Genomic DNA, 21,808 nt, shown 5'->3' on the forward strand with positions numbered 1-21,808 from the left:
CACTGCACTTGACCGTCGCAACTTGCATCGCCATACTTTGACGCAAAACCCTTAAGTGATAATAAAAGATGACCGAATCACGTATACCAACGGAAGAAATTGAAGTCGAAGCCCTTGAAGTCCTGATTAGCCAACAACCTATCGAGCTATACAAAGTATTGAAAATTGGGAATTTGGTCAATGGTGGTGGCGAAGCGAAGATGGTCATCGCTGAAGGGTATGTAGGACTAAACGGTGAATTAGAGCAACGTAAACGAAAAAAAGTCTACGCTGGAGACATCATCGAATTTAACGGTCAATATTTAGTGGTGGTCTGTGATGAGCAAGCTAAACCCTCACAACAACAATCAAGTATTACCGCTCCAACTCCGCCGAAGCAAAACCAAACCGTTATTGCAACCAGTGCCAAAACCGGCCGCCGCTCAATTAAATTCTAAAATCGATTATGCTGATTAATGCGCGCATGGTGAGGCAAGCGCAAACGGCAACATTGCCAACAGAAATTCTTATGGTTATACCAATCTGATTGATCATATGAACAACTTGTTGCGCGAAATAAATCTGCCGATAACGAAGCATCAGACACAGTAACGAGTGGCTCTAATTACAAAATACATCACGCAGTTAACGGTGATTTATACCAGCAAGAATGAACAGATTATTTATTAGATAAGTATTCTACAACTGTAACAATTTGGTCGTTCATTATATTTATCCTAGACAAAAAAAAGCCGCTCTTTAAGAGCGGCTTAGTACTAAAAAGTTAGCTTACTTCTTAGCTTGTCTCTCTTTCTCTGCAGCAATTACAGTTTCAGCCACGTTTTGTGGTGTCGGTGCATAGTGCGAGAATTCCATTGAGAACTGACCACGACCAGAAGTCATGGTACGTAGTGAACCAATGTAACCAAACATTTCTGCGAGAGGAACATCTGCTTTAATCCGTACGCCAGTAACACCCGCTTCTTGGTCTTTGATCATGCCACGACGACGGTTCAAATCACCAATCACATCACCCACGTGATCTTCTGGAGAGAATACGTCAACTTTCATGATCGGCTCAAGTAATTGAGGACCCGCTTTTGGCACAGATTGACGGTAAGCGCCTTTCGCTGCGATTTCAAAAGCAATTGCTGATGAATCCACGGCGTGGAAAGCACCATCATAAAGCTCAACTTCCATATCAAGTAATGGGAAGCCAGCTAATGGGCCTGTTTCCATCATGCTTTGGAAACCTTTCTGAACTGCAGGCCAGAATTCTTTAGGAACGTTACCACCAACAACCGAAGAGGTGAAGGTGAAACCAGAACCAACTTCGCCAGGCTTAATACGGTAATCAATTTTACCAAATTGACCAGAACCACCAGACTGTTTCTTATGCGTATAGCTATCTTCAATTGCTTGAGTAATCGTTTCACGGTAAGCAACCTGTGGTTGACCAACAGATAGGTCTACACCGTAGGTACGCTTCAAGATATCAACTTTAATATCTAAGTGAAGTTCGCCCATACCTTTAAGGATGGTCTCACCTGAATCTTCGTCAGTTTCAACTTGGAACGATGGATCTTCAGCAACCATTTTACCGATAGCAATACCCATTTTCTCAGTTGAACCTTTATCTTTCGGTGCAACCGCAATCGAAATCACAGGGACTGGGAATACCATTGGTTCTAAAGTACATGGGTCTTTAGGATCACATAAGGTATGACCCGTTTGAACATTTTTCATACCCACGATGGCGATAATATCACCAGCTTGAGCTGAAGTAAGTTCGTTTCGGTCATCGGCTTGCATTTCAACCATACGGCCAACACGTTCAGTTTTACCAGTGAACGAGTTAAGGATGGTGTCGCCTTTGTTTAATTTACCTGAGTAAATACGCACGAAGGTTAATGCACCGAAGCGGTCATCCATAATTTTGAATGCTAAAGCTTTGAAGGTTTCATCATCGGCAGCAACAATTGCGTGTTTACCGGTTTCTTCGCCTTCTTCGTCCATCAAAGGTTGGGGATCAACTTCAGTTGGATTTGGCAAGTAATCAACAACCGCATCAAGAACTAACTGAATACCTTTGTTTTTGAAAGCGGAACCACAGTAAGTTGGGAAGAAATCCATGGTACGCGTACCCTTGCGGATACACACCTTAAGTTGCTCAATAGTCGGCTCTTCACCTTCCATGTAAGCTTCCATTAGATCGTCATCTTGCTCAACCGCAGTTTCAACTAACATTTCACGATATTCTTCAACTTTCTCAAGCATGTCTTCTGGAATATCAGTGATTTCGTAGTTTTCTGGAAGACCAGTGTCATCCCAGATGTAAGCTTTACGGCTCAGTAGGTCAACAACACCAGTAAAGTCATCTTCAATACCGATCGGTAAAACCATGACTAACGGGTTCGCCGCAAGTACGTCTTGAGTTTGCTTAACAACACGGTAGAAGTCAGCACCCATACGGTCTAGTTTGTTCACGAAAATAATACGTGCAACTTCAGATTCGTTCGCATAACGCCAGTTAGTTTCTGACTGAGGTTCTACCCCACCAGAACCACAGAATACACCGATACCGCCATCAAGCACTTTAAGTGAACGGTATACTTCAACGGTGAAGTCAACGTGTCCAGGAGTGTCAATAACGTTGAAGCGGTGATCGTTCCAGAAACAACTTACTGCAGCAGACTGAATGGTAATACCACGCTCAGCTTCCTGTTCCATGAAGTCAGTGGTAGATTCACCATCATGCACTTCACCAGTTTTGTGGATCTGGCCAGTTAGTTTTAGGATACGCTCAGTTGTGGTAGTTTTACCCGCATCAACGTGAGCAAAGATACCAATATTTCTATATTTTGATAAATCAGCCATTGTTCAACTCTAATCAATTGTTTTTCAAATTCGGCGGGGAGTATACCACTACTGTCGCACAAGGCGAGAGGGTGAACTGTATTTGAGCGATTTATTGCGAAATTTCTTAAAAAAAAACTGACAAATTAAGCCTTAAAGCGACAAATGACTCCAGAACTATCATTTTCGCCCCCTTAAATACCGCATTTAGCTTATTTTCGTAATGTTTAACTCTCCGCTGCCCAATACTGAGCATAGCCGCCCTTATAGCCAACGCAAATTTGTTATCTAACCTAGCAATACCTCAACTTGAAGGGCAAACCAAGCGGCTTATGGTGATATATAACACCGTTAAACCAGCAATAATGCGCATTAGAAGCACTTTACAATCAAATACAATTCAAAATTCTTATCTCAACATTCTATATAAAATTTTTATCAAGCTAAGTTGACCAAGCAAGCACCGATTATGATCCGAAAAATTAACGCTAAACAGGCCCTTAGGGCTTCATTCAGCGCGACGAATTATCTCAAATTTAGTTAGAAGCCATTGCTAGTTAAATTCGGAATGAACAGATCTGAGCATTCAATTCGCCTTGACCTTACTTTTTTTGGTCCATCATGGCCTTTAAACTCGCGAAAGGATTACTGGTCGCCAAATCCTGTTTTAGATCACTGCCCGCTTCCACGCTAGAACCGTATTGTGCGGCTTCAGTGTATTTAGAATGCTCATGGTCATGGCAATATAAACATAACAACTCCCAATTTGAGCCATCGTTGGGATTATGAGTATGATCATGATCGATATGGTGAACGGTTAGCTCTCGTAAATTTGAATAAGGAAATTCGCGTGCACATCGTCCACAGACCCATGGGAACAATTTCAGTGCTTTCTCTCGATAACCCTGTTCTAGCTTCGCATAATTATTTGGAATATTGGCCATTTTCTCTCTCCAGCGTTTTTTGAAAATATTATAGCAATCCCCAGCCTCGAACAAACAAAGTCGCGAATTAATAGCTTATCGCTATTTCCAAAATTCAAAACTTAAACCACAATTAAAAATATCAATAAATTAGGAGGCTCAATGCCATTCGCTGTAACTCGTATTCAATGTAATCGCTGTGATTGCTGCACCCACTCAAAGGAAGTCAATGCTTGGCGAGTTTATTTACATCATGGTTTAGCGATACCTCTGCGAAAAACCCTAGGCTGGTGCCAACAGTGCAATCATTTAGTAAACGCCGAAAAGTTTCGAGATATTGATGCCATCGTTGAAGACATGGCGAGCCTGGTGCAGCAAGTCTCTATCTTAGAACAAACGCTAAAGACCAATTATTGGCAACGTCTCTTTAATAGGAAGTTACGTCAAACCAGAAGAAACCGTGTTGAAATGCTACTCACCCTAGCCGCCGAACTGGACATGTCAAAACAACACGGCTATCGAGCTAAATGTGAAAATTGTGGATCTTTAGATCTCAACACAATCTCTTCGTCAATCAATATTACAAAGCATTATTGGCTTCACCATGATGAGCCAGCCATTGCGACTGGACTTATCCACCCAGCTTGTGGCGGAGAGTTTATTGCGACCCCAGCGTTTACGTCTCGACTAAACATCAACTCCCCCCACAAAATCAGCAATAAGCAGTCAGGTATTGGATTCGTTTAACAAGCTCAAAGCCAGGCTGCTTCTACTCAGTTTTAGCAATTTAACAGGACAATAACTGATTCACCTGCTGAGCTCTTTCATACCAACTCTCGGAGCGTACATACATCCGCTGAAAAGAGGTACGGCGGCGCTGCAAAGCCATTGGCGTTTGTAAGCTATCTTCCAGTGCTCGCACAATTTGATGGACCTCCTTCGCTTGAGTCACCATCCCCAAGTAGGGCTTAAGTGCCGGGAAAGGCGTACTCACTATCGGCCGACCCGCCGCTAAATATTCACGCAATTTAAGCGGATCACAAGCAGCAATTTGCTTACAGTTGCGAAAGGGTAACCAAGAAACCTGCCAATGCTGGACATAACATGGCAACTGCTCATGTGGCACCGCTGCATGCACTTCAATATTGGGGAGCGCTTTAAAGGCCGATATATCGGTTTGCACATCGCCAATAAAGATGAAACGCCACTGTGGTAGGGCCTTGGCAACTTTTACAATCAGCTGTATATCTAACCAAGCTGCGATACTGCCATAAAATCCGGCAACCGGGCGCGCTTCTTTAACGAGCGCGGGTGCAGGGTTGGATGGATGGACAAATAATTGATAATCCACGCCGTGGGCCAACATTCTCGTTTTTGCAGCAAACTTAGCGTCTTTTGAAAATTTGGCTCTGAGCATTTCGCTAGCCACCAATACATGATCCGCTTTAGCGACTAACTGTTGTTCGCAGCGACTCACATGCTGATGGTCAACCCCAGCTAAGGCGCTAAAGTCATCGCCACAATAATAAATAACTTGCTGCTCATTTAAGTGACCTAAGAGATCGACGGCAGTAGGCAGGGCCAGCCAAAGGTCGGGATGCTTGATCCCGATCCGCCTCACTTGCCGAGCGACCTGCGCCTTTAATAAGCAGCGGTTAATCCAACGAAACAAAGTTGAACGAGGCGCCGGAAAAGCAATTGGCGACATCACATGAATGTTGGACGGTTTAGCGGCCCCCGTTGCAGCCTTGCCAAGCTGGCCCTGATGCTGAGAATAACGATTCCCCAGCATCGATTTAGCCTTCTCGAACAATCGTTTTAGATCTCGCCAGCTTAAACGAGGGCGACGTAAACCAATAGAATTAATCCACAAAATACGATGGTCTTTGGCCAGCTCCGTGATCACATGCTGACTGCTGCTTGGATGACGCTGCCAGTCTTCACCAAATACAATAAGGTCGCGTTTCATGATGAGTACTCCTCTAATGATTTAATCACTTTGGCAGGTACCCCTGCCGCAAGCACATTCGCTGGCAAACTCTTGGTCACCACACTCCCTGCGGCAACCACGGTACCGCGGCCAATACTCACCCCCGCCATGACCGAAACACCAGTGGCGAGCCAAACATCATCTTCCAAGATCACGTCGCCAACTTGACTGGCCTCTTCAGCCAAACCCTGAGCCCGCTTTTTAGCATTAAGCGGATGGCCCGGATAGCCCGCGATAAAACAACGTCCAGCAATCCGCACGTTATTACCCAAGCTCACAACTCTTCCAACCGCAATGGTGGTTTGCCATCCCACATCCACATTGTTAGCAATGATGAGTTGCGGCGTTTGTCCTGCGGTGCAACGCCCACTAAAGGTGCTGGCTCCCGAGATCCGACAATGATTGCCCAAACTCACCTGCAAACCTTCACTGAGCAGCGGCATTCCGCCATATAGATACAGCGCTCGAGACGGCCCCTGCGTTTTACTTCTAAATAGTGGTGTCCACCAACACACTCGAACACAAGCCTGCAACAGCGCGCTTAAGCTGGTATGCAGACGATATAAACCGCTAAATAGCAATGGCACTTTAGGCAATTGAAATAAACGGAAAGCCTTTAAGACTCGAAATAGCTGCCTCGCAACTGGCGATTCCCCTTGCTTGAGCCAAAGCTTGGTGCGTTGTATATAAGTCGTTGTCATGCTGTTTTCCCCATCGGCAATATTGCATTTTGCGTTTCTATAGATGGTTATTGCAGCTACCATGCCAAAAAAAATAAAACCTTTAGATACATATGCTTATATGATTATTCTAGTGATTTTTGCAAAATGAAAATCCTCCTTTAAAGACCCGCGGAATTAGGCGGATGGGTGCACAAACCAGCGAGATCTCGCTCATCCAAGCTTGCAAACCATCAACAAAACGCGCTCAGGCGATAAAAATGTAGAATTCAATAACGAACATCAGCCACAAGAGGTCAAGAGCTCCTAATCACAAACCAAAGTCCTTGCACGTAGGCTTATTAGACGGGTACTGGCCACAAATAACCAGAATAAGGCCAAATGAGGTAGCAGGTAAAACCATAGTGAGCCCGCGACAAATGGCAATAACACGAATACAACTAAAGGAGGTATAAAGCTAAACAATAAACGAGCTAAGGGATAAGCGAGCGGCTGTAAGCGTAAACTGACCCAAGTGAACAGGATGAATCGCGCGGCAAACACCAAATTGCTAGCAACCACTAGACCCCATACTCCCCAACGAGGGATCAAACAATAATACAGAACCAAGGCAAACACCGCGGCTAATGCATTAATGCGTGGTAACCAAACCGGACTATTCGGTAAATAACATCCGATATCGGTCACCGAGGTCGCAAGTTTAAAACCCAACGCCAGCAGCATTAACGGCAACCAAATCAGTCCCTGCAAATAATCGCTGGGTAAAACCCAGGGTAACAGCGGTGGAGCAAAAATCATGGCTAATAATAGCAAGCTGAAAATAATCAATAGCAAGCGCTGATGAATTTGTAATACTTGTTGCGGCCCATTTTGTTGCTTTAAAACCTTAAAACGACGGGGTAACCACCAACTTTCTACAATACCAAACCCGAGTGCGGTGGCCTCCACCACTTTAATCATAATCGCATAACGGGCTAAGGTCTCACTCCCTAGCCACTCAGCCAGTAATAAGCGATCTAGGCCATGCATCACAAACAGTGATAACGACGCACCAATTAAACACACTTGATAAGTTAGGGTTTGTTTCACCAAAAAAAAGTCTAATTTCAGTTTGAGCTGCGCTCGACAGCAGCCTAGCCCAATCGCTAAACCCAAAGCATTAGCGCAAGCACTGGCGATGAGCACCGAATCGATTCCCCAACCGTGTTTCAATCCCCAGAAGGTGATCAGCACTTGTGCAGCCGTTTGGCAAATAACTAAATAAAAGTAGCTCACGGCGCGCATTTCAATACGCAACCAAATCATCAGAGGCTGCAGTCCAATAGAAAAGGTAATGACTGCTGCAATCAAACACCACTGCACCGTAACGAGTGTATCAAAAATAGCAAAGGGTAGATGAGCCAGCAGGCTCACGGTTAAACAGGCTAATACCAAGCCATAACAGAGGCTGAGTAGTACTGATGACGACAACAAACGTTGACGACCAGCATCATCCTCGCAATCTGGGTAAAAACGAGGCAATGCACCAGCGCTAATTTCCAACAAGGAGCATAAGGAAAAAATCACCACTAAGCTCTCTAACAAACCATACTCAGCCAAGCTCAAATAATGGGTAGTCACTGGTAACATCATCAGACCAGCTCCCTTTTGTAACAACATCAATAAACCATAGATGCCCATTTCTTGAGTGGACTGTTTCAGCGCAAGCAATTTATTCCACAGCATAGTTGGCCTTCCCCGCTCGAAGACGCAACAACCACAAAGCCCATTCTCGCTTATGCCATTTGATATAACTGGCAACAAAATAATCTTTGGCCATTGGCTCAAAGGCGTTCATCAAGCGGTATTTATCGATCAAATGGCGGGTGAAGCGCCAGTAACACAGCAAATCACTCCAACTCACATCGGTGCGCAGCTGTAAAAAAGCATGCCGACAAAGCATTTGTAAACAGAGCGGCGCAGCCACCGTAGTTAAGTTGGCCAGTTCGATCCGCTGCATAAAATCAGCAATGGAGCACATTCGCGCGTGCAACCTTTGTTTATCGGCGCCCGGCTTGCGGCAGATCCCTTGAGGGTTATGTCGATAGTGGTAATGAGGCTGCTCAACATGACACACCTTGGTGGCTAATATTTCCGCCATATAAGAAAATATTTCATCTTCAAACCACTCTCCTACCGGAAATTCAAGCGCGTGTTGTAATACAAACTGACGCTTAAATAGCTTATTGCACACTGAAGTATTTTCAATAATTTCACGATGCTGGTACTGCTCTACATGTTGCTCAGAAAACTTAGTAAAACCACAGCTCACCCAGTCTGCATCCTGAGCCAAAGCCTGCTGTAATAAATCTGCATACATTGCTTTGGCAACAAAGTCATCGCTATCGACAAAAGCCAAATAACGACCTTGGGCATGTTTGATCCCAATATTTCTTGCTTGTGCCAATCCAACATTGCTTTTTAAATTAAGCAAGGTGATCGCCAATGAACTTTGCGCACTAAACTTTCGAACCAACTGATAGGAATCGTCAGGTGAGGCGTCAATCACCACTATCACTTCTATAGATTGGAGGATTTGTTCACTTAAACTATTTAAACATTGCCACAAATAAGCTTCGGTATTAAACACCGGAACAATCACCGATACCATCGGCGCAGAACTGGTAAGTACTGGCATTATTTCACTCCCTGAGGCATAAATTGCGCAAGTTGTAAGCTATCGACAAAGTGCTGTTTTGCTTCGCGACTTTTCACCCAGTAACTCAGCAAAGCAATCCTCAAAGCAGAGCCTCGAAATTTTAAATAACGACTCACTTTGTAATCTTGCGGTATCGAGATACACAAACTCAGCAGCTTGTACTTCTCTACCAAATGGTCAATAAAACTGAAAAATCCCACCAGGTCGATCGCCGATATCTTATAGTACAAGGCACTGAGGGCATGGTTGGCTAAGCAACGCAGCAAATCCTCTGCGTGGCCGGCTATCGCCCCACGCCGCTCCATGTCGGCTAGAAATCTAGCCAACATCAACTGCTTATCATAAAGGTTAAAACGGCCATGGTTATCACCTCGGCACAAGCCTTGAGGACTCATCCGATAGTTATAGAGTGCTTGCTTCACCTGAGCGATATGCTCAGTGGCAAAGCGCGCGGTATATGCGAAGGGCTCATCTTCAAAAATTACATTGCTATAAAAGTTAATCTGTTTTGAAACAAGGTAAGCTCGTCGAAATAACTTATTAGTGACATAGGTATCGTCATAATATTCTTGGGTCGGTAATAGCTGGTAAAAGGTGTGGTTATCATTCACCTCAAAGCTGCGCATCTGGCAACTGACCACATCAGCCTGACTTTGCAAAGCCTTACAGAACATCAGTTCAAACATATTGGCCTCAACATAGTCGTCGCTATCGACAAAACCAATGAATTCACCTTGGGCTGATTGCATGGCAATATTTCGCGCCATCGATACCCCCACATTTTGCTCTAATACAATCTTTCGAAAGCGTTCTGGATACGCTAAGCAAAATTCACCAGCAATCGCGGCACAGTTATCTGGCGAGCCATCGATAACCACTATTACCTCAATGTGCGCCAAGCTTTGGTTGGCTAACGAGCTAAGACAGGTCGCCAAGTATTGTTCTGATTTATAGACAGGGACAATAATCGATACGTTATACATAAGCCTATCCTCTTTACCGCAGCGCCACCTTGCCCAGTCACTGCAGAAATAATCAACGGGTCATAACAAGAAATACAGCAAAAGCCGGACCAATAAGGTATTAGGCATTTAATTCAGTGAGTTAGGTTAGATAAATGTAGTCATAGGATTTGTCTCTAGCTGGATTTTGCATTCTGCAAAGCTTGTCTAAGTAATTGCGCCATGGCCACCACCAAGCCAGTGAAAATATACACAGGCCAGGTAAACCCTTGGGTTAAGAAAGTACCCGATACAATCGTGCCCAACAATCCGGCCAATACTCCTTCAGCACAAGCCTGCAAACCCAAGTTTCGCGGCTCAATACAAGCACTCAATTGCTGCAGATTACGCTGCGCCAAACGGCAGATCTTAAGGATGAGCGTACAAAAAACCGCAAATCCCAAGAAGCCCGTTTCGGCCAATACGCCAAACCAAGTGCTATGAACCGCATGATTTTTACCGTCCCAGTGATTTGAAAAGAAGTAATAATTAGCATAAAAATTATCAATCCCCACACCAGTGATCGGATTATACAGCGCCATCTTAAAGGCTGCTTGCCAGGCATAGATCCGCCCCATTGACGATTCATCAATCCCCGACTCCGCCGCGCCACCAGAACTTCGCTCAGACACCCCCGCCAATACAAATAAAATTGCCATCGCACATCCCCCCAAACACAGCAGCAACAGCTTGTTCTTCACTCTACGCCAAGCAAATACAGCACTAATGGTTGCGATCCCCAGCAAGCCGCCACGACTCTGGGTGGCCAAGATTGCCATGATGAGCGCCAGCATGCTGGCAATAGCCAATAGCCGTAGCAGCCAATTTCCACGTTTTAAACTGAAAGCCATGGCAAAACCTAAAGGAAACAACAGCGTTAAGGCTAAATCATTGGGATCTCCCAGCACCGAGCCCATTGAGCGACCAATGGTAACGCGAGTCCCCTCCACCATTTCGACACCCGCGGCGGCATTTTGCAAAGCAACTATCGAGATCAACAAACCACAGCAGAAGAAGGCAATAGCCGCTTTAACGATGTCTTCAGGTCGACGTAACAACCAAGCAATCGCCACCGTCATCAAACCGATTTTACTAAAGACCCCATTAAAATAGGCCATCGCAACGGGTCGGCTACTGGCAAAAATAACCCCAATGGCACACAACAATATAAAGGCCAATAACCAGCTCAATTCGCGACTCCAATAGATTTGCAATTTGCGAGACAAAGCTAAATGCCAAGCTAAACTGGCCAAAGAAGCAAGCGCCAAAAGCTGCGGAATGCGTAATGCGTAGAGCGCAGGAAAAGCCTCATGTAAGCGGAAAAAAGAGAAACAAACGAAGCCCAACACGACCCAAAATGGCTGGCGAATGACCACTACCACCACCACAGGAATCAAAGATAATATTATGGGGATCAGTGGGTTAGAAAATTTTATCCATACCAATCCCAGTAATAGGCAAACCATGCAACCAAGCAATAACTGGCTCACATGACGAGGACACGGGGTACGGCTTGGAGACTCTGAAAACATCACACTTCTCTCTATGGCATAAGTCATGCTTATACCAAGCTATAAGCAAACTCAGTACCAAGGACAACAACATGCCTTCAGCTAAGCACTTTGTTCAAGCCAATTTCGCGCAGCCTATATGTTCGGTGATCATTCCCAGCTACAACTGCTTAACCTATTTAAAACAGGCGCTCATCAGTGTTCAACTGCAAGCCATTACAGATCTTGAGATCATCGTAGTGGATGACAACTCTAACGACGGCACCTGGCAGTGGTTGCAAAGCCAGCAAGCGACGCTCAGCAACTTAGTCTGTATTAAACAGCAGGGCAATGGCCCCGCTCATGCCAGAAACGTGGCCATTGATGCGGCGAAAGCACCACTAATTGCCTTTCTTGACGCGGATGATTGGTGGTTGGAAGGCAAGTTGCAACGTCAAATTGCTTTTCATCAGGCGCATCCAGAGTTAAGTTTTAGCTTTACCGATTATCGCCACATTGGGCCCAAGGGAGAAGACCGTGGCACCTGTTTCGAATTTTGGCCAAATTACCAAGATCAACGACAACAAACGCTAGGCTATCGCATTAAGAACGATGCCGCCGCAAGCCTATTTGCTGAGAATGTGGTGGGAACCTCCACAGTGATGGCCTCACGCTCAGCCTTACGCCGCTGTTTCGCTTTTGATGAACATTTACCTTCAGCCGAGGATTGGGATCTATGGTTAAAATTAGCCTTACATGGTCCAGTCGCGGTCAGTAATCACTGCGATTGCCATTACCTAATGCGCGATGGTTCAGAAAGTAGTAAAAGTGAGCAGCGCTTAAAAGCAATGAACATCATTTACCAACGTTATGCGGCCAACTTTGCAAGCAATACCCTTTCTGTTTTAAGTCAAGCCAAAGCGCGGATTGCCACCGCTGAAGCCGAACTTTATAACGATGAACAACAACGACTACTGGCCATCGGCGCTCGACTCAAGGCGCTCTATTATTCACCCAGCAAACGCCATTTGTTTGAAACGCTAGCCGATACCCGTAACTTGCTACTGATACGCTAACAAAATCGCAAACCTAATGGCAGCGTTACGCTCATCGTGAGCATCTAAAGCTGCCCAAGAGAGCAGCCAACAAGCTGAACAGACAGGGCCTCGCGGCACGCATTCGAAATAATGAGTCAAGCGATAAGCGTGCTTAAACGAGCCAAATTCTCACTGGTGATTTGCTCTGGCATCATTGGGAGCGGTTAAGCGACTCAGCCCCCAATGAGAAGAGCTGCTTGCCTGCAACTTCCAGCCGCGTTTAACCAGCTGCTTACGCATAAAAAATTGTAAGTAACCGTGACCAAACACTGCCACCTTTTGATGCTCTTCGGCTAAACATATGACCAACTCAGCGGCCAAATAAGCGCGCTGTTTCGCTTCGGTATAAGATTCGAAAGGCCCCTTCAACCCTATCGTCCATAACAAGCGGTTTAGATAAAGCCAATAATTTGCTTTGATTGTAAACGGCAGTTTATAGCGAGGAATTTCCATTTCCCTAAAGAGTTTATAGGTTTTGGGAGGTTGGTCTGTACAACGAATCGCCGATTCCACGGCTCGTTTAAGATCACTACCAACCACATAATGCGACTCAAGCTGTGACTTTAGCTGTTGTGGCGGCAGACTATCAACCAGCAATCCTGAGTGATGGTATTTTCTCACCCAAGCCACAAAGCCAGCCGCAGAGAGTTTCGGGTAAACTGCAGCACTGGGCTTTCCATGACGAACCAATACTATTTCCAATATTTAGCCTAATAAAGTTAACAGGAAGACCAATGACCAGAGCAAGGCCTTCCTTCAATGATGTTTAATTCGAATCAGTCACAGTTTTTAAGACTCAACTTTTCACACAAGCGATCCGCGAGACGGTGAGTCGCAATATTTCTTTCGATAATGGCAGAAGAAAGTTGCCCCTTGGCAACCACAGTCAACCAATCGTCGACCATCGCAGCAAAACCTTTACTCTCAAGCATTGGCACCCAGTCCTTTTGCATCAGTTTAGTCTCGATATTGTTTTGCCAATACTTGCCTTCGGTAAAGGAATTAAATTCGAATGCGCGATCTTCATAACAAGCGGTCAGCCGTTCCGAAGTTTGACCAAATTGGCGATTCATCGAAGCATGGAATAAACACGCCCCAGTTTGCCATTGCACATCAATCCGAGCTAACTGCTCGCCCTGCATTTGCCAAGTCAGATAGACATCATCCAGATCAGCCTTGGCGGCAAGGTTGACACTATCAAGCGGGTGAATGAAATCATCAAAAATGAAGCTGCGGATCTCGCCCGGTAGGTGATGACGATTTTTTTCCCAACGCAAGGCCTGCAAACTGCCAATATTAGCTTGAGCGAGTTCCGGAATATATTGGTTAAACAAAGGAACATGACGCCGATTAAACCCCAAATAAAGTGGCAGTCTCTTTTGGGCTGCTAGCTCATAGAGCTGTTCCACTTCGATGGCACTGTCACTCAATGGCTTATCAACGAAGGTTGGAATGCCCTGTTTTAAAAAAAAAGTCGCGATTTGAGCATGTGCCGGAGTCGCGGCATGGATCATTACCGCATCGACCTGAAAACGAGGCAACTCTCGATAATCCTGACAATACTCCGCCACCCGAAAGGTTTTTGACAACTGTTTGAGCGTGTCTGTATTACGGGTGCAGAATACTAAATCAAGCTTGGCTAATTGAGTTATAAACGGTAGGTAGGCTTTCTGGGCGATATCACCCAAACCAATCATCGCAACTTTCATGTTTATCCCTTTTAATCATTAACGCCAGAATTGACTAAGCGCGTCTTATTAAAAAGGAATTATGGTAACCGATAATTACAATCAAAGACACTCGCTATTTACCTGAATTTAAACAAAAAATAATCTGTTAGATGATTTTGAATAACATCCCTTGGCCGCCGTCAAGCCCCCACATGGCATCCAAAAAGAAAATAAATTGATGCGCCACAAATAGGTCCATACTGGTCACTAACGCGGCAAAGGCAAAGCTACAAAGAAGCAAAGAAGCAAAGAAGCAAAGAAGCAAAGAAGCAAAGAAGCAAAGAAGCAAAGAAGCAAAGAAGCAAAACATAGCCTTAAATAAACGGAGATGATACTCACGATTTATGGTAACACTTTGTAAGTTATCGTAACAATCACAGCCCCCTCACACTTCAACAAAGCCGCACCCTTTAACTAATTACTCGCACCATATTGTAAACACTTACCTCTTTTCGCCAGATATAGTCGAGCAAAACTAAAAACATAAACTCGACTGAATAGGACAAGTTATGAAACTCTGTGCACGCAAAATAATACACTTATGTGCCGCCTTACTCATCGCCATATTAATGGCAGGATGTAATGATGATCACTCGCAAACATTTCCTTACCAAGGTGTCGCACTACAAGAAACCCAATATGGTTTTGTGGAAGGTTTCGAAAGCCAAGAAAATAACACCATTGGCTGGCTAGGGCTCCCTTACGCTCAGCCCCCCATCGGTGAATTGCGCTGGAAAGCTCCGCAAAGCCCTGAAGCATGGCATGGCACTTTGCAGGCAAAAGCATTTAAAGATGGGTCAATACAAGGAGATAACTCCGAGAATGCGACAGGCAGTGAAGATAGCCTGTACCTGAATATTTGGCGTCCCAACACGGCAGACAAAGACTTACCAGTGTTGCTGTTTGTCCATGGCGGCGGCAATCGAAGCGGATCACCAAAAGAGTTTATTGGTGACAAGTTAGCTGAAGCGACAAACAGTATCGTGATATCAATCGATTATCGCTTAGGGGCCATAGGCTGGTTTAGACATCCGGCGTTAAAAAGTGGCGATCTGGCGAGTGATTCTGGCAACTTTGGTCTGCTTGATATTATTCAATCGCTGAAATGGGTGAATCAAAACATCAGTAGCTTCGGGGGCGATCCCGGTAACGTGACCCTAGCCGGTCAATCTGCTGGTGCGAGAGATACACTGGCACTGATGATCTCGCCCCTTGCCAGTGGATTATTCCATAAAATATTGGCACTCAGTGGCGGCATGACCACTTCCGAGACAAGTGCTGGTGACGCTATCGCACAACAAGCCGTGATCCAGCTAGTCATCAATAATGGCGAGGCAGATAACCAAGCAGATGCCATGATCTGGATAACTCAACACGAAGATTTTGCCGCTTACTTAAGAGCGCAAGAAGCAGATAAATTTCTCGCTTTATATGGCCCAGCACCGATCAAAATGGCACCTTTCCCACACTTGTTTAAAGATGGCTATGTACTCCCTGCTGAGGGTTTTGAAGTACTTAAAACCGGTCACTACAACAAAGTTCCGGTGATGCTGGGCAGCGCGCAACAAGAATTTGCTATTTTTGCGCTAACCGATCCTGAATTTGCCCCATTACTTAGAGGATCGCAAGATCCCGATTTACTGGACTCTTATGGCACCGCAATGCATTACGGCAGCAACATCTACGCGGCATTCAATGTGGAAAATGTAGCCGACCAACTGGTAGGGAATCCAGACCAGCCTCCGGTATTTGGTTACCGTTTTGCTTGGGGCACAAGGTCTGGCGTGGTGAAATCACCAGCAGACACGCTTGGTTTATCCGCGACTCACGGCGCTGACATGGACTTTATAACGGGTCAATGGAGTAGTGGTATGAATCAGTGGTTCAATGGCGCGTTCTATTTCGACGAAAACCAACCAGGACGTGATGCTCTAAGCGCTGCAATGATGGCATATATAGGCAACTTCCTGCATACCGACTCGCCGAATGGTGAAGACCTCACAGAATGGCAAGCTTATAGCGTGCAGCATCAAATCATGCGTTTAGATGCAGATCTTGGCACTTCGATCATCGCAATGTCTGATGCTGTCTACGACAAAAATCAAGTTGATGCAGAAATGCAAACGGACTTAGCTTCCGATGAGTATCATTATTATATCGATAAGATTATTTCCGGACGTTTCTTCTGGGATCTTTGGATGGAGTAAACTTAAGCCGTATCCGCTATCGCAGTCAGCGAAAATTCAGCTGACTGTTGCGGGGCCAAAACTGACAGCATACACATCCGCCATTCACTTCGCCTATAGATAGTTTGCTGCGATCAGACTCATCTTCTTAAAATCATGTCCCTACTCAGGGCTCGCACCTAGTTGTGGCACTCACTTAATCACGATTTAACAGTTTAACCAGCGCCAGCTTAAATAAACTGAATGTTAATACGCTTCACGCGCTTTCAGCTCGCTAAAATCACTCATGATCCATTTTTTATAACCACGCCGACATCTTAAGCGTTGATACCATTGTGTCACTTTGGGCGGGAGCGTTATCTCTAATCCTTGGGATGTTAAGCGATAAAGAATAGAGCCAACACAAATGTCGCCAAGTGAAAGCGATGAACCAGCTAAATACGGACTCTCATTGAGCCTTTGCTCAAGAATATTTAAACATGCCTCGCATTTTTGTAATTGATGATTAACCTCCACCATATTCCGTTGGTTTACTGGCATTCGATAATACCCCCAAAATGTTCCCATAAACGCGGGCTGGAAAAGTACCTGTGACCAGTCCATCCAGCGCTCGTATAAAGAACACTGATAAGGATCTTGAGAATGCCATTGAGGATAACCGTAACTCGCGGCCAAATACCGCAAAATACTGTGTGATTCCCAAATCACTTTATCACCATCAATCAGGACAGGAACTTTCTTCATCGGATTTAGTTTTGAAAATTCAGCGGCATCTAATCCACCAAATCGCCCCCCTAATTCAATATGCTGATAAGAATTGCCTAGCTCTTCAAGAAACCACAAAACTTTTTGAACATTAAATGATGTCGTTCTTCCGTAAATTTTCACCTAACCATCCATTAAAAAGAAGACCATAAGTAGATCTCTATCATCCAAAATCAGAGTCGATATAACGACGACATCCCCAATTCAAAGGAAACTAATCAAGATCCACTGACCCCTCTTAACTCACCATTTAAACTGCGCAGCGGTAGAGCTTGGCATGTTCTAGCAGAGACTCACCCGCTAAGCCAATAGCAACATCTTCGGCTTACAGCATTTCCTCAGGATTACCGTAAACGTAAACCAGACATACTTCGCGAGTGTCTTTACAAACAGCTTGAATTTCTAGTCTACGATAACCATCTGGCTGATGAACCCGCTCAAATCACTCCATTTCCGCCGAGGCTTAGTGGCTCGCTGTTTGCTGTCGCGCCACAAGTACATAGATGTTGACCAAGGGAGGCTCAGAGCGACTTCGACACTCACTAGATTGTAACCACAATGAATCGTCAGAGCATCGACCAGCTGCAAGTCTGAAGGTTTAATACCTTCACCCGAGAATAAGGACTTAACGGCTACTTAAGGCGAGAGCCCCTGATGCGCCGACTAAAATACCACCACTAATTCGATTCACTACATTTAATCTTGCTTTTCCTGCACGCAAAACCTTATTTGCAGAGAAGGCATATAACATCACCATCGTAAAATCTAATAATGCCATAGTAGGACACATAATAGCCATTTGCGAAAACACTGGCTGAGTAGTATCAATAAATTGAGGAAAAAAGGCAGTAAAAAACACGATCGCTTTGGGATTGCCAGCTGCCACCATAAAACCCGACACGTAGAGTTTAGAATTTGAAACGTTTTCTAAATGATCATCCCTTTTGAACTTACTTTCTGAAGCAAACAACATCTTCACCCCCATATAAAACAGGGTTGCCGCGCCCAACCACTTAATCACATCAAAGGCCGCTTCAGAATTAGCAATAATTACTCCCAAACCAATCGAAACCAAAATCATTTGAATGAAATTAGCGCTAATATCCCCAAGGGCGGTAAATATGGTTCTTCTCACACCGTAATTAATGGAATGAACGATACCAAGAAAAACACTTGGGCCCGGTGTCGCTGTCAGCACCAACGATGCAGCAACATATGCGAACCAAACATCAACACTCATAAAACATCCCGACTTCATTTTGCTTACATCTCTGAAATGGTAACTCATTGAATGAAGTGAAGCACGAGCACTGTACGAGAGTGCTTAAGTTCACGACGACTGTGTCAATGGTGTTCGGCCTCGATTGCAGTGAACAGACAAGGCTAAAGCGATTCGATCAAAAACCAATCTCGACTAGACTCGCACGCATTGCTTCACCGGAACACTGCAATGCAGCCAGTTCATCGTCCACAACAAGAAGCTCAATGCCTTTTCCACACCTCTAGTCCCAATGCAAACCGATAAACTTAAGGCCACATGACTCAAGCCATATTACCGTTTAAATGAACCGATATTGGTCATACGGTTTTACTATTGTCTAATATAGCTTCCACTAAGGAGTAATCACCACGCCAATGACTAAGTTGGTGTATTCTTTACCTACAATAATTTTATAAACGGCTTGTTTTACCTCTAGAGCCAACCGCTCTATATGCTCAGATCATAGTCAAGCCCAAACACCTCTTGATTGAGCAAGGCTAAACCCAATATTCACCGTAGACCAAGCCGACACTTTAGAGTCACCATCCAGGCTCCGCCTGATTCATCATCTGTACAATCTCAAGTAGGTTTTTATCTGCGAGTGAGGTTTTAATCTGCGAGTGATAAACCCCTTGCAGCAACAGTAAAGTTTTATCTTCTTTCATTGAATAATGAAGAGGCAGGTCTGAGCCCAAGAAATAGATCCAACTTGAATTTTTAACCGATGCTTGGCCAACAACCATGATCAAAAGACTTTGATTTTAAGTGTCAGTAAATTTTACACCACGCTCACTAAAATGTAATACTATATACATAAAGCATTGTTTTTAAAGGATTTAAAATATTGGCCTCATATTTGCATTTACTGGAATCATATAAAACTCCTAAATGAACCAATAGATGAGCAACATGAATAAATTTAAATTAACTTGTATCGCATTAGGCTTAGGTTTTTCAAGCATTTCAGCAAACGCAGTTCTAATTACAGATTGGGATTACCTAAACGATGCTGGCTTCGGCACTGATTATACTTCAGAAGCTGGCGACGCAACAGGTGTGACTGCAACGGGTGCTACTTTAGACCAATTTGACCCACTTTTTAGTGGTGAACTCCCTAAAACATTGTCTTGGGGTCAACCTTATAAAGCGGTGAACCCAAACGAATTGCAAAGCTCTTTAGCAATTGATGATTCTAAAACTGGTTCAGTAACCACCAGTGTTGTAGATGGTGTTGGTGCCTTAGCGTTCTCTGAAGGTACAGGTTTAACCCATGAAAACTGGGGTGTAACGGGTGATACTTTAGTATCGGCAACTTTATTCGACGGTTTGTTTTTAGCCCCAACCGCGCCAGTGTCATTGCCTCCTACAGCTGCACCAGCTCTCCAATTTCAAATTCAATTTGAAGAAACCTACAACCACCCTACTGGCGGCACATGTGAATATGGCGGTACTCTAGACGGTGAAGTTGGTATCAACCAATCTGGTTGTGCCGATTTATTCACCATTATATTAGATGATGATGTTTCTTTCACTCAAGATGGTGATGCTATTTTCTTAAGTAATAGCTTCGTTATCCCAGCAGACGGCTTAGACGACTACGAATATACCTTAACAACTCGTTTGTTAGGTCTAACATTCGTTGAAAATGTAGATTGTCCAGAAGGTAAAACCTGTATCGGTTTCTTAACTGAAGAAGATAATACCAATACCCTTGAAGCTGCATTTGCTATCTCAGCTAGAGAAGTGACAGAGCCAGGTACTTTAGCTATCTTTGGTTTAGGTTTATTAGGTTTGGCTGGCTTACGCCGCCGTGCTTAAGACCGAATAAAAATGATGCGAAGAATTTAGCATCATTGCTTAAGATGAAAAGCGCAGCCCCCTGTACTGCGCTTTTTTTTCAAATTTTATATGTAGAAGCTTTATTCGAAGCCAGTGGGCTGCTTTCGACAGCAGCTGTTTGGCTCTGATGTTTATCAAGTAAGCCAAGACGAGAAAAGTTCGACGCAACTAAAAGTAATACTCGAGTCCCAGTGATAAGTAACTGTCTTTGCTCATGTAGAAAATCGGCTCAGTGGGTGACATGGCCGATAACCAGAACCCTTCTGCCACCCAACGAAAATGATGACTCACCCGACCTGACGCGGTTAATTGATATAGCTGCGAGTTTTTTTTAAGATCAAACAGGCCCGACAACAATAACTCCGTATCACTGACATCGTTTGCCTGCCATCGAAGCCCTACAAACAAATCGTTATTATAAAGCGTTGGCGGTGCCTGAGTGTCCCGATTATCCCAAGTATACTCGGCAATCAAACCCAACTGTCCCGGGCTGAATTCAAAGCCGTATAGGGAATACTCCGCCCCAGTGACCAGCGTCAGATAATTTTTACCTTCCCCATGTTTGGCAACACTTTCCCATTTCCACAGCAGATCATCTCTGGTCCACTGCAGGTCTAATCCGAGCTGAGTCATAGTGGCGTAAGATTGCAGTAGCTGAGCACCGTCATCGAGCAACATCGGCTCTCGGCTATTCCCATTGAATAAGCTAATCCCAAGATCTAGCTCGTCTCGCCAAAATGCCACTCTGGCCGCCAAATCCAGATTGCGCTTACCGTCAGAATAAACAATCTCTTCACCCACCGGCTTCCCCGGAGACAAACGTTGCTGCGGTTCGCGAAATGGTCTCACTTGATGAAACGGCAACAACAATAGCTGTGCTTCCCCCCACTGAGGCCAATACTGAAAGTGCAGCATCGGCTGACCAATCTTCTCGTCGTTACCTAACGCTATCCGCCCGTCATACTGATTTACGATATTGATTGGCTGATAGACTTCGGTAACCCCCCAGTAAACGGTATCAATACCGACCGTCACCGAATAACGCTGCGCATTATAAGCAATGTTCGCCTCACGCCAGTTCCCAAAAATCACATCAGCTTGTGGCTCATACCGTGAATAAGGTGCCAGCAGAACATTCCAGCCATCGTCATTCCACCACTTCAACTTAGGCGCTAAGGTAATTTGCGGATTAAAGCGATGGCAACACTGTTCTGCTGATAGCGGCGCCTCGGCGTATACTTCGCCCGCCAGACCCGCATAGCCTTCCAGCATCATCTCTGCCGAGACATCCCCGACATAAACGGCCATCAATA

19 protein-coding genes are annotated in these 21,808 nt (G+C 44.8%); 5 read left to right on the forward strand and 14 right to left on the reverse strand.

Annotation, left to right across the window (positions count from 1 at the left end; translation table 11 throughout):
• The first annotated feature begins 68 nt into the window (after window positions 1-68).
• Window positions 69-437 carry an RNA-binding S4 domain-containing protein gene (locus tag ACRRSX_RS13375; protein ID WP_432452688.1) on the forward strand — a complete coding sequence of 123 codons (369 nt, stop codon included), beginning with the start codon at window positions 69-71 and terminating at the stop codon, window positions 435-437.
• A gap of 331 nt (window positions 438-768) precedes the next feature.
• Here ACRRSX_RS13375 and fusA read toward each other — a convergent pair whose 3' ends face one another.
• Entirely contained in the window at window positions 769-2,856 is a 2,088-nt protein-coding gene (fusA, locus tag ACRRSX_RS13380) for an elongation factor G (protein WP_432452687.1), read from the reverse strand.
• 581 nt (window positions 2,857-3,437) lie between these two features.
• Window positions 3,438-3,779, reverse strand: a complete 342-nt coding sequence (locus ACRRSX_RS13385) for a YajD family HNH nuclease (protein WP_432452686.1) — start codon at window positions 3,777-3,779, stop codon at window positions 3,438-3,440.
• 141 nt (window positions 3,780-3,920) lie between these two features.
• Here ACRRSX_RS13385 and ACRRSX_RS13390 point away from each other — a divergent pair, with 141 nt between their 5' ends.
• Window positions 3,921-4,505 carry a hypothetical protein gene (locus tag ACRRSX_RS13390; protein WP_432452685.1) on the forward strand — a complete coding sequence of 195 codons (585 nt, stop codon included), beginning with the start codon at window positions 3,921-3,923 and terminating at the stop codon, window positions 4,503-4,505.
• Between the two features lie 40 nt (window positions 4,506-4,545).
• Here the strand turns inward: ACRRSX_RS13390 and ACRRSX_RS13395 are convergent, their stop codons facing one another.
• The 6 genes from ACRRSX_RS13395 to ACRRSX_RS13420 all read right to left on the reverse strand — a co-directional run bounded on the left by ACRRSX_RS13395 (window position 4,546) and on the right by ACRRSX_RS13420 (window position 11,686).
• Complete coding sequence (locus tag ACRRSX_RS13395) at window positions 4,546-5,727, reverse strand: glycosyltransferase (protein ID WP_432452684.1); 1,182 nt, start codon at window positions 5,725-5,727, stop codon at window positions 4,546-4,548.
• Window positions 5,724-6,449 carry an acyltransferase gene (locus ACRRSX_RS13400; RefSeq protein ID WP_432452683.1) on the reverse strand — a complete coding sequence of 242 codons (726 nt, stop codon included), beginning with the start codon at window positions 6,447-6,449 and terminating at the stop codon, window positions 5,724-5,726. Before ACRRSX_RS13400 ends, ACRRSX_RS13395 begins: the two co-directional genes overlap by 4 nt.
• A 285-nt stretch (window positions 6,450-6,734) precedes the next feature.
• On the reverse strand, window positions 6,735-8,153 hold the full coding sequence (locus ACRRSX_RS13405) for a lipopolysaccharide biosynthesis protein (protein ID WP_432452682.1): 1,419 nt from the start codon (window positions 8,151-8,153) through the stop codon (window positions 6,735-6,737).
• Window positions 8,140-9,105: a glycosyltransferase family 2 protein gene (locus ACRRSX_RS13410; protein ID WP_432452681.1), complete on the reverse strand. Its 966-nt coding sequence runs from the start codon at window positions 9,103-9,105 to the stop codon at window positions 8,140-8,142. The genes ACRRSX_RS13405 and ACRRSX_RS13410 overlap by 14 nt, the downstream gene beginning before the upstream one ends.
• Window positions 9,105-10,109, reverse strand: coding sequence for a glycosyltransferase family 2 protein (locus ACRRSX_RS13415; protein WP_432452680.1), 1,005 nt, complete (start codon window positions 10,107-10,109; stop codon window positions 9,105-9,107). Before ACRRSX_RS13415 ends, ACRRSX_RS13410 begins: the two co-directional genes overlap by 1 nt.
• Before the next feature lie 155 nt (window positions 10,110-10,264).
• Window positions 10,265-11,686, reverse strand: a complete 1,422-nt coding sequence (locus ACRRSX_RS13420; RefSeq protein ID WP_432452679.1) for an O-antigen ligase family protein — start codon at window positions 11,684-11,686, stop codon at window positions 10,265-10,267.
• A gap of 44 nt (window positions 11,687-11,730) precedes the next feature.
• Between ACRRSX_RS13420 and ACRRSX_RS13425 the strand changes: the two genes are divergently transcribed.
• Window positions 11,731-12,693, forward strand: a complete 963-nt coding sequence (locus ACRRSX_RS13425) for a glycosyltransferase family 2 protein (protein ID WP_432452678.1) — start codon at window positions 11,731-11,733, stop codon at window positions 12,691-12,693.
• Window positions 12,694-12,843: 150 nt separating this feature from the next.
• Here ACRRSX_RS13425 and ACRRSX_RS13430 read toward each other — a convergent pair whose 3' ends face one another.
• A complete protein-coding gene (locus ACRRSX_RS13430; RefSeq protein WP_432452677.1) occupies window positions 12,844-13,416 on the reverse strand; it encodes a hypothetical protein in 573 nt (190 codons plus the stop codon).
• Between the two features lie 74 nt (window positions 13,417-13,490).
• Window positions 13,491-14,423: a Gfo/Idh/MocA family protein gene (locus ACRRSX_RS13435; protein ID WP_432452676.1), complete on the reverse strand. Its 933-nt coding sequence runs from the start codon at window positions 14,421-14,423 to the stop codon at window positions 13,491-13,493.
• Window positions 14,424-14,953: 530 nt separating this feature from the next.
• Between ACRRSX_RS13435 and ACRRSX_RS13440 the strand changes: the two genes are divergently transcribed.
• Window positions 14,954-16,651, forward strand: coding sequence for a carboxylesterase/lipase family protein (locus tag ACRRSX_RS13440; protein WP_432452675.1), 1,698 nt, complete (start codon window positions 14,954-14,956; stop codon window positions 16,649-16,651).
• A 225-nt stretch (window positions 16,652-16,876) separates the two neighbouring features.
• Here the strand turns inward: ACRRSX_RS13440 and ACRRSX_RS13445 are convergent, their stop codons facing one another.
• The 3 genes from ACRRSX_RS13445 to ACRRSX_RS13455 all read right to left on the reverse strand — a co-directional run bounded on the left by ACRRSX_RS13445 (window position 16,877) and on the right by ACRRSX_RS13455 (window position 19,399).
• The gene (locus ACRRSX_RS13445) at window positions 16,877-17,518 is read right to left on the reverse strand and encodes a glutathione S-transferase family protein (RefSeq protein WP_432452674.1); all 642 of its coding nucleotides are present in this window, start codon (window positions 17,516-17,518) and stop codon (window positions 16,877-16,879) included.
• A 502-nt stretch (window positions 17,519-18,020) separates the two neighbouring features.
• Window positions 18,021-18,635 carry a LysE family translocator gene (locus ACRRSX_RS13450; RefSeq protein ID WP_432452673.1) on the reverse strand — a complete coding sequence of 205 codons (615 nt, stop codon included), beginning with the start codon at window positions 18,633-18,635 and terminating at the stop codon, window positions 18,021-18,023.
• A gap of 560 nt (window positions 18,636-19,195) precedes the next feature.
• Window positions 19,196-19,399, reverse strand: a complete 204-nt coding sequence (locus tag ACRRSX_RS13455) for a hypothetical protein (RefSeq protein ID WP_432452672.1) — start codon at window positions 19,397-19,399, stop codon at window positions 19,196-19,198.
• Between the two features lie 166 nt (window positions 19,400-19,565).
• Between ACRRSX_RS13455 and ACRRSX_RS13460 the strand changes: the two genes are divergently transcribed.
• Window positions 19,566-20,474, forward strand: coding sequence for a THxN family PEP-CTERM protein (locus tag ACRRSX_RS13460; RefSeq protein ID WP_432452671.1), 909 nt, complete (start codon window positions 19,566-19,568; stop codon window positions 20,472-20,474).
• A gap of 189 nt (window positions 20,475-20,663) precedes the next feature.
• Here ACRRSX_RS13460 and ACRRSX_RS13465 read toward each other — a convergent pair whose 3' ends face one another.
• A complete protein-coding gene (locus ACRRSX_RS13465) occupies window positions 20,664-21,803 on the reverse strand; it encodes a hypothetical protein (protein WP_432459615.1) in 1,140 nt (379 codons plus the stop codon).
• Window positions 21,804-21,808 lie beyond the last annotated feature (5 nt).

The organism is Agarivorans sp. QJM3NY_30 (genome assembly GCF_050870855.2).
In the GTDB taxonomy this organism is placed as follows: Bacteria; Pseudomonadota; Gammaproteobacteria; order Enterobacterales; family Celerinatantimonadaceae; genus Agarivorans.

Coding starts and splice junctions, on each gene's coding strand:
- ACRRSX_RS13375 (WP_432452688.1), top strand. CDS start 69: ATGACCGAATCACGTATACCAACGGAAGAAATTGAAGTCGAAGCCCTT.
- fusA (WP_432452687.1), bottom strand. CDS start 2,856: ATGGCTGATTTATCAAAATATAGAAATATTGGTATCTTTGCTCACGTT.
- ACRRSX_RS13385 (WP_432452686.1), bottom strand. CDS start 3,779: ATGGCCAATATTCCAAATAATTATGCGAAGCTAGAACAGGGTTATCGA.
- ACRRSX_RS13390 (WP_432452685.1), top strand. CDS start 3,921: ATGCCATTCGCTGTAACTCGTATTCAATGTAATCGCTGTGATTGCTGC.
- ACRRSX_RS13395 (WP_432452684.1), bottom strand. CDS start 5,727: ATGAAACGCGACCTTATTGTATTTGGTGAAGACTGGCAGCGTCATCCA.
- ACRRSX_RS13400 (WP_432452683.1), bottom strand. CDS start 6,449: ATGACAACGACTTATATACAACGCACCAAGCTTTGGCTCAAGCAAGGG.
- ACRRSX_RS13405 (WP_432452682.1), bottom strand. CDS start 8,153: ATGCTGTGGAATAAATTGCTTGCGCTGAAACAGTCCACTCAAGAAATG.
- ACRRSX_RS13410 (WP_432452681.1), bottom strand. CDS start 9,105: ATGCCAGTACTTACCAGTTCTGCGCCGATGGTATCGGTGATTGTTCCG.
- ACRRSX_RS13415 (WP_432452680.1), bottom strand. CDS start 10,109: ATGTATAACGTATCGATTATTGTCCCTGTCTATAAATCAGAACAATAC.
- ACRRSX_RS13420 (WP_432452679.1), bottom strand. CDS start 11,686: ATGACTTATGCCATAGAGAGAAGTGTGATGTTTTCAGAGTCTCCAAGC.
- ACRRSX_RS13425 (WP_432452678.1), top strand. CDS start 11,731: ATGCCTTCAGCTAAGCACTTTGTTCAAGCCAATTTCGCGCAGCCTATA.
- ACRRSX_RS13435 (WP_432452676.1), bottom strand. CDS start 14,423: ATGAAAGTTGCGATGATTGGTTTGGGTGATATCGCCCAGAAAGCCTAC.
- ACRRSX_RS13440 (WP_432452675.1), top strand. CDS start 14,954: ATGAAACTCTGTGCACGCAAAATAATACACTTATGTGCCGCCTTACTC.
- ACRRSX_RS13450 (WP_432452673.1), bottom strand. CDS start 18,635: ATGAGTGTTGATGTTTGGTTCGCATATGTTGCTGCATCGTTGGTGCTG.
- ACRRSX_RS13455 (WP_432452672.1), bottom strand. CDS start 19,399: ATGGTTGTTGGCCAAGCATCGGTTAAAAATTCAAGTTGGATCTATTTC.
- ACRRSX_RS13460 (WP_432452671.1), top strand. CDS start 19,566: ATGAATAAATTTAAATTAACTTGTATCGCATTAGGCTTAGGTTTTTCA.
- ACRRSX_RS13465 (WP_432459615.1), bottom strand. CDS start 21,803: ATGGCCGTTTATGTCGGGGATGTCTCGGCAGAGATGATGCTGGAAGGC.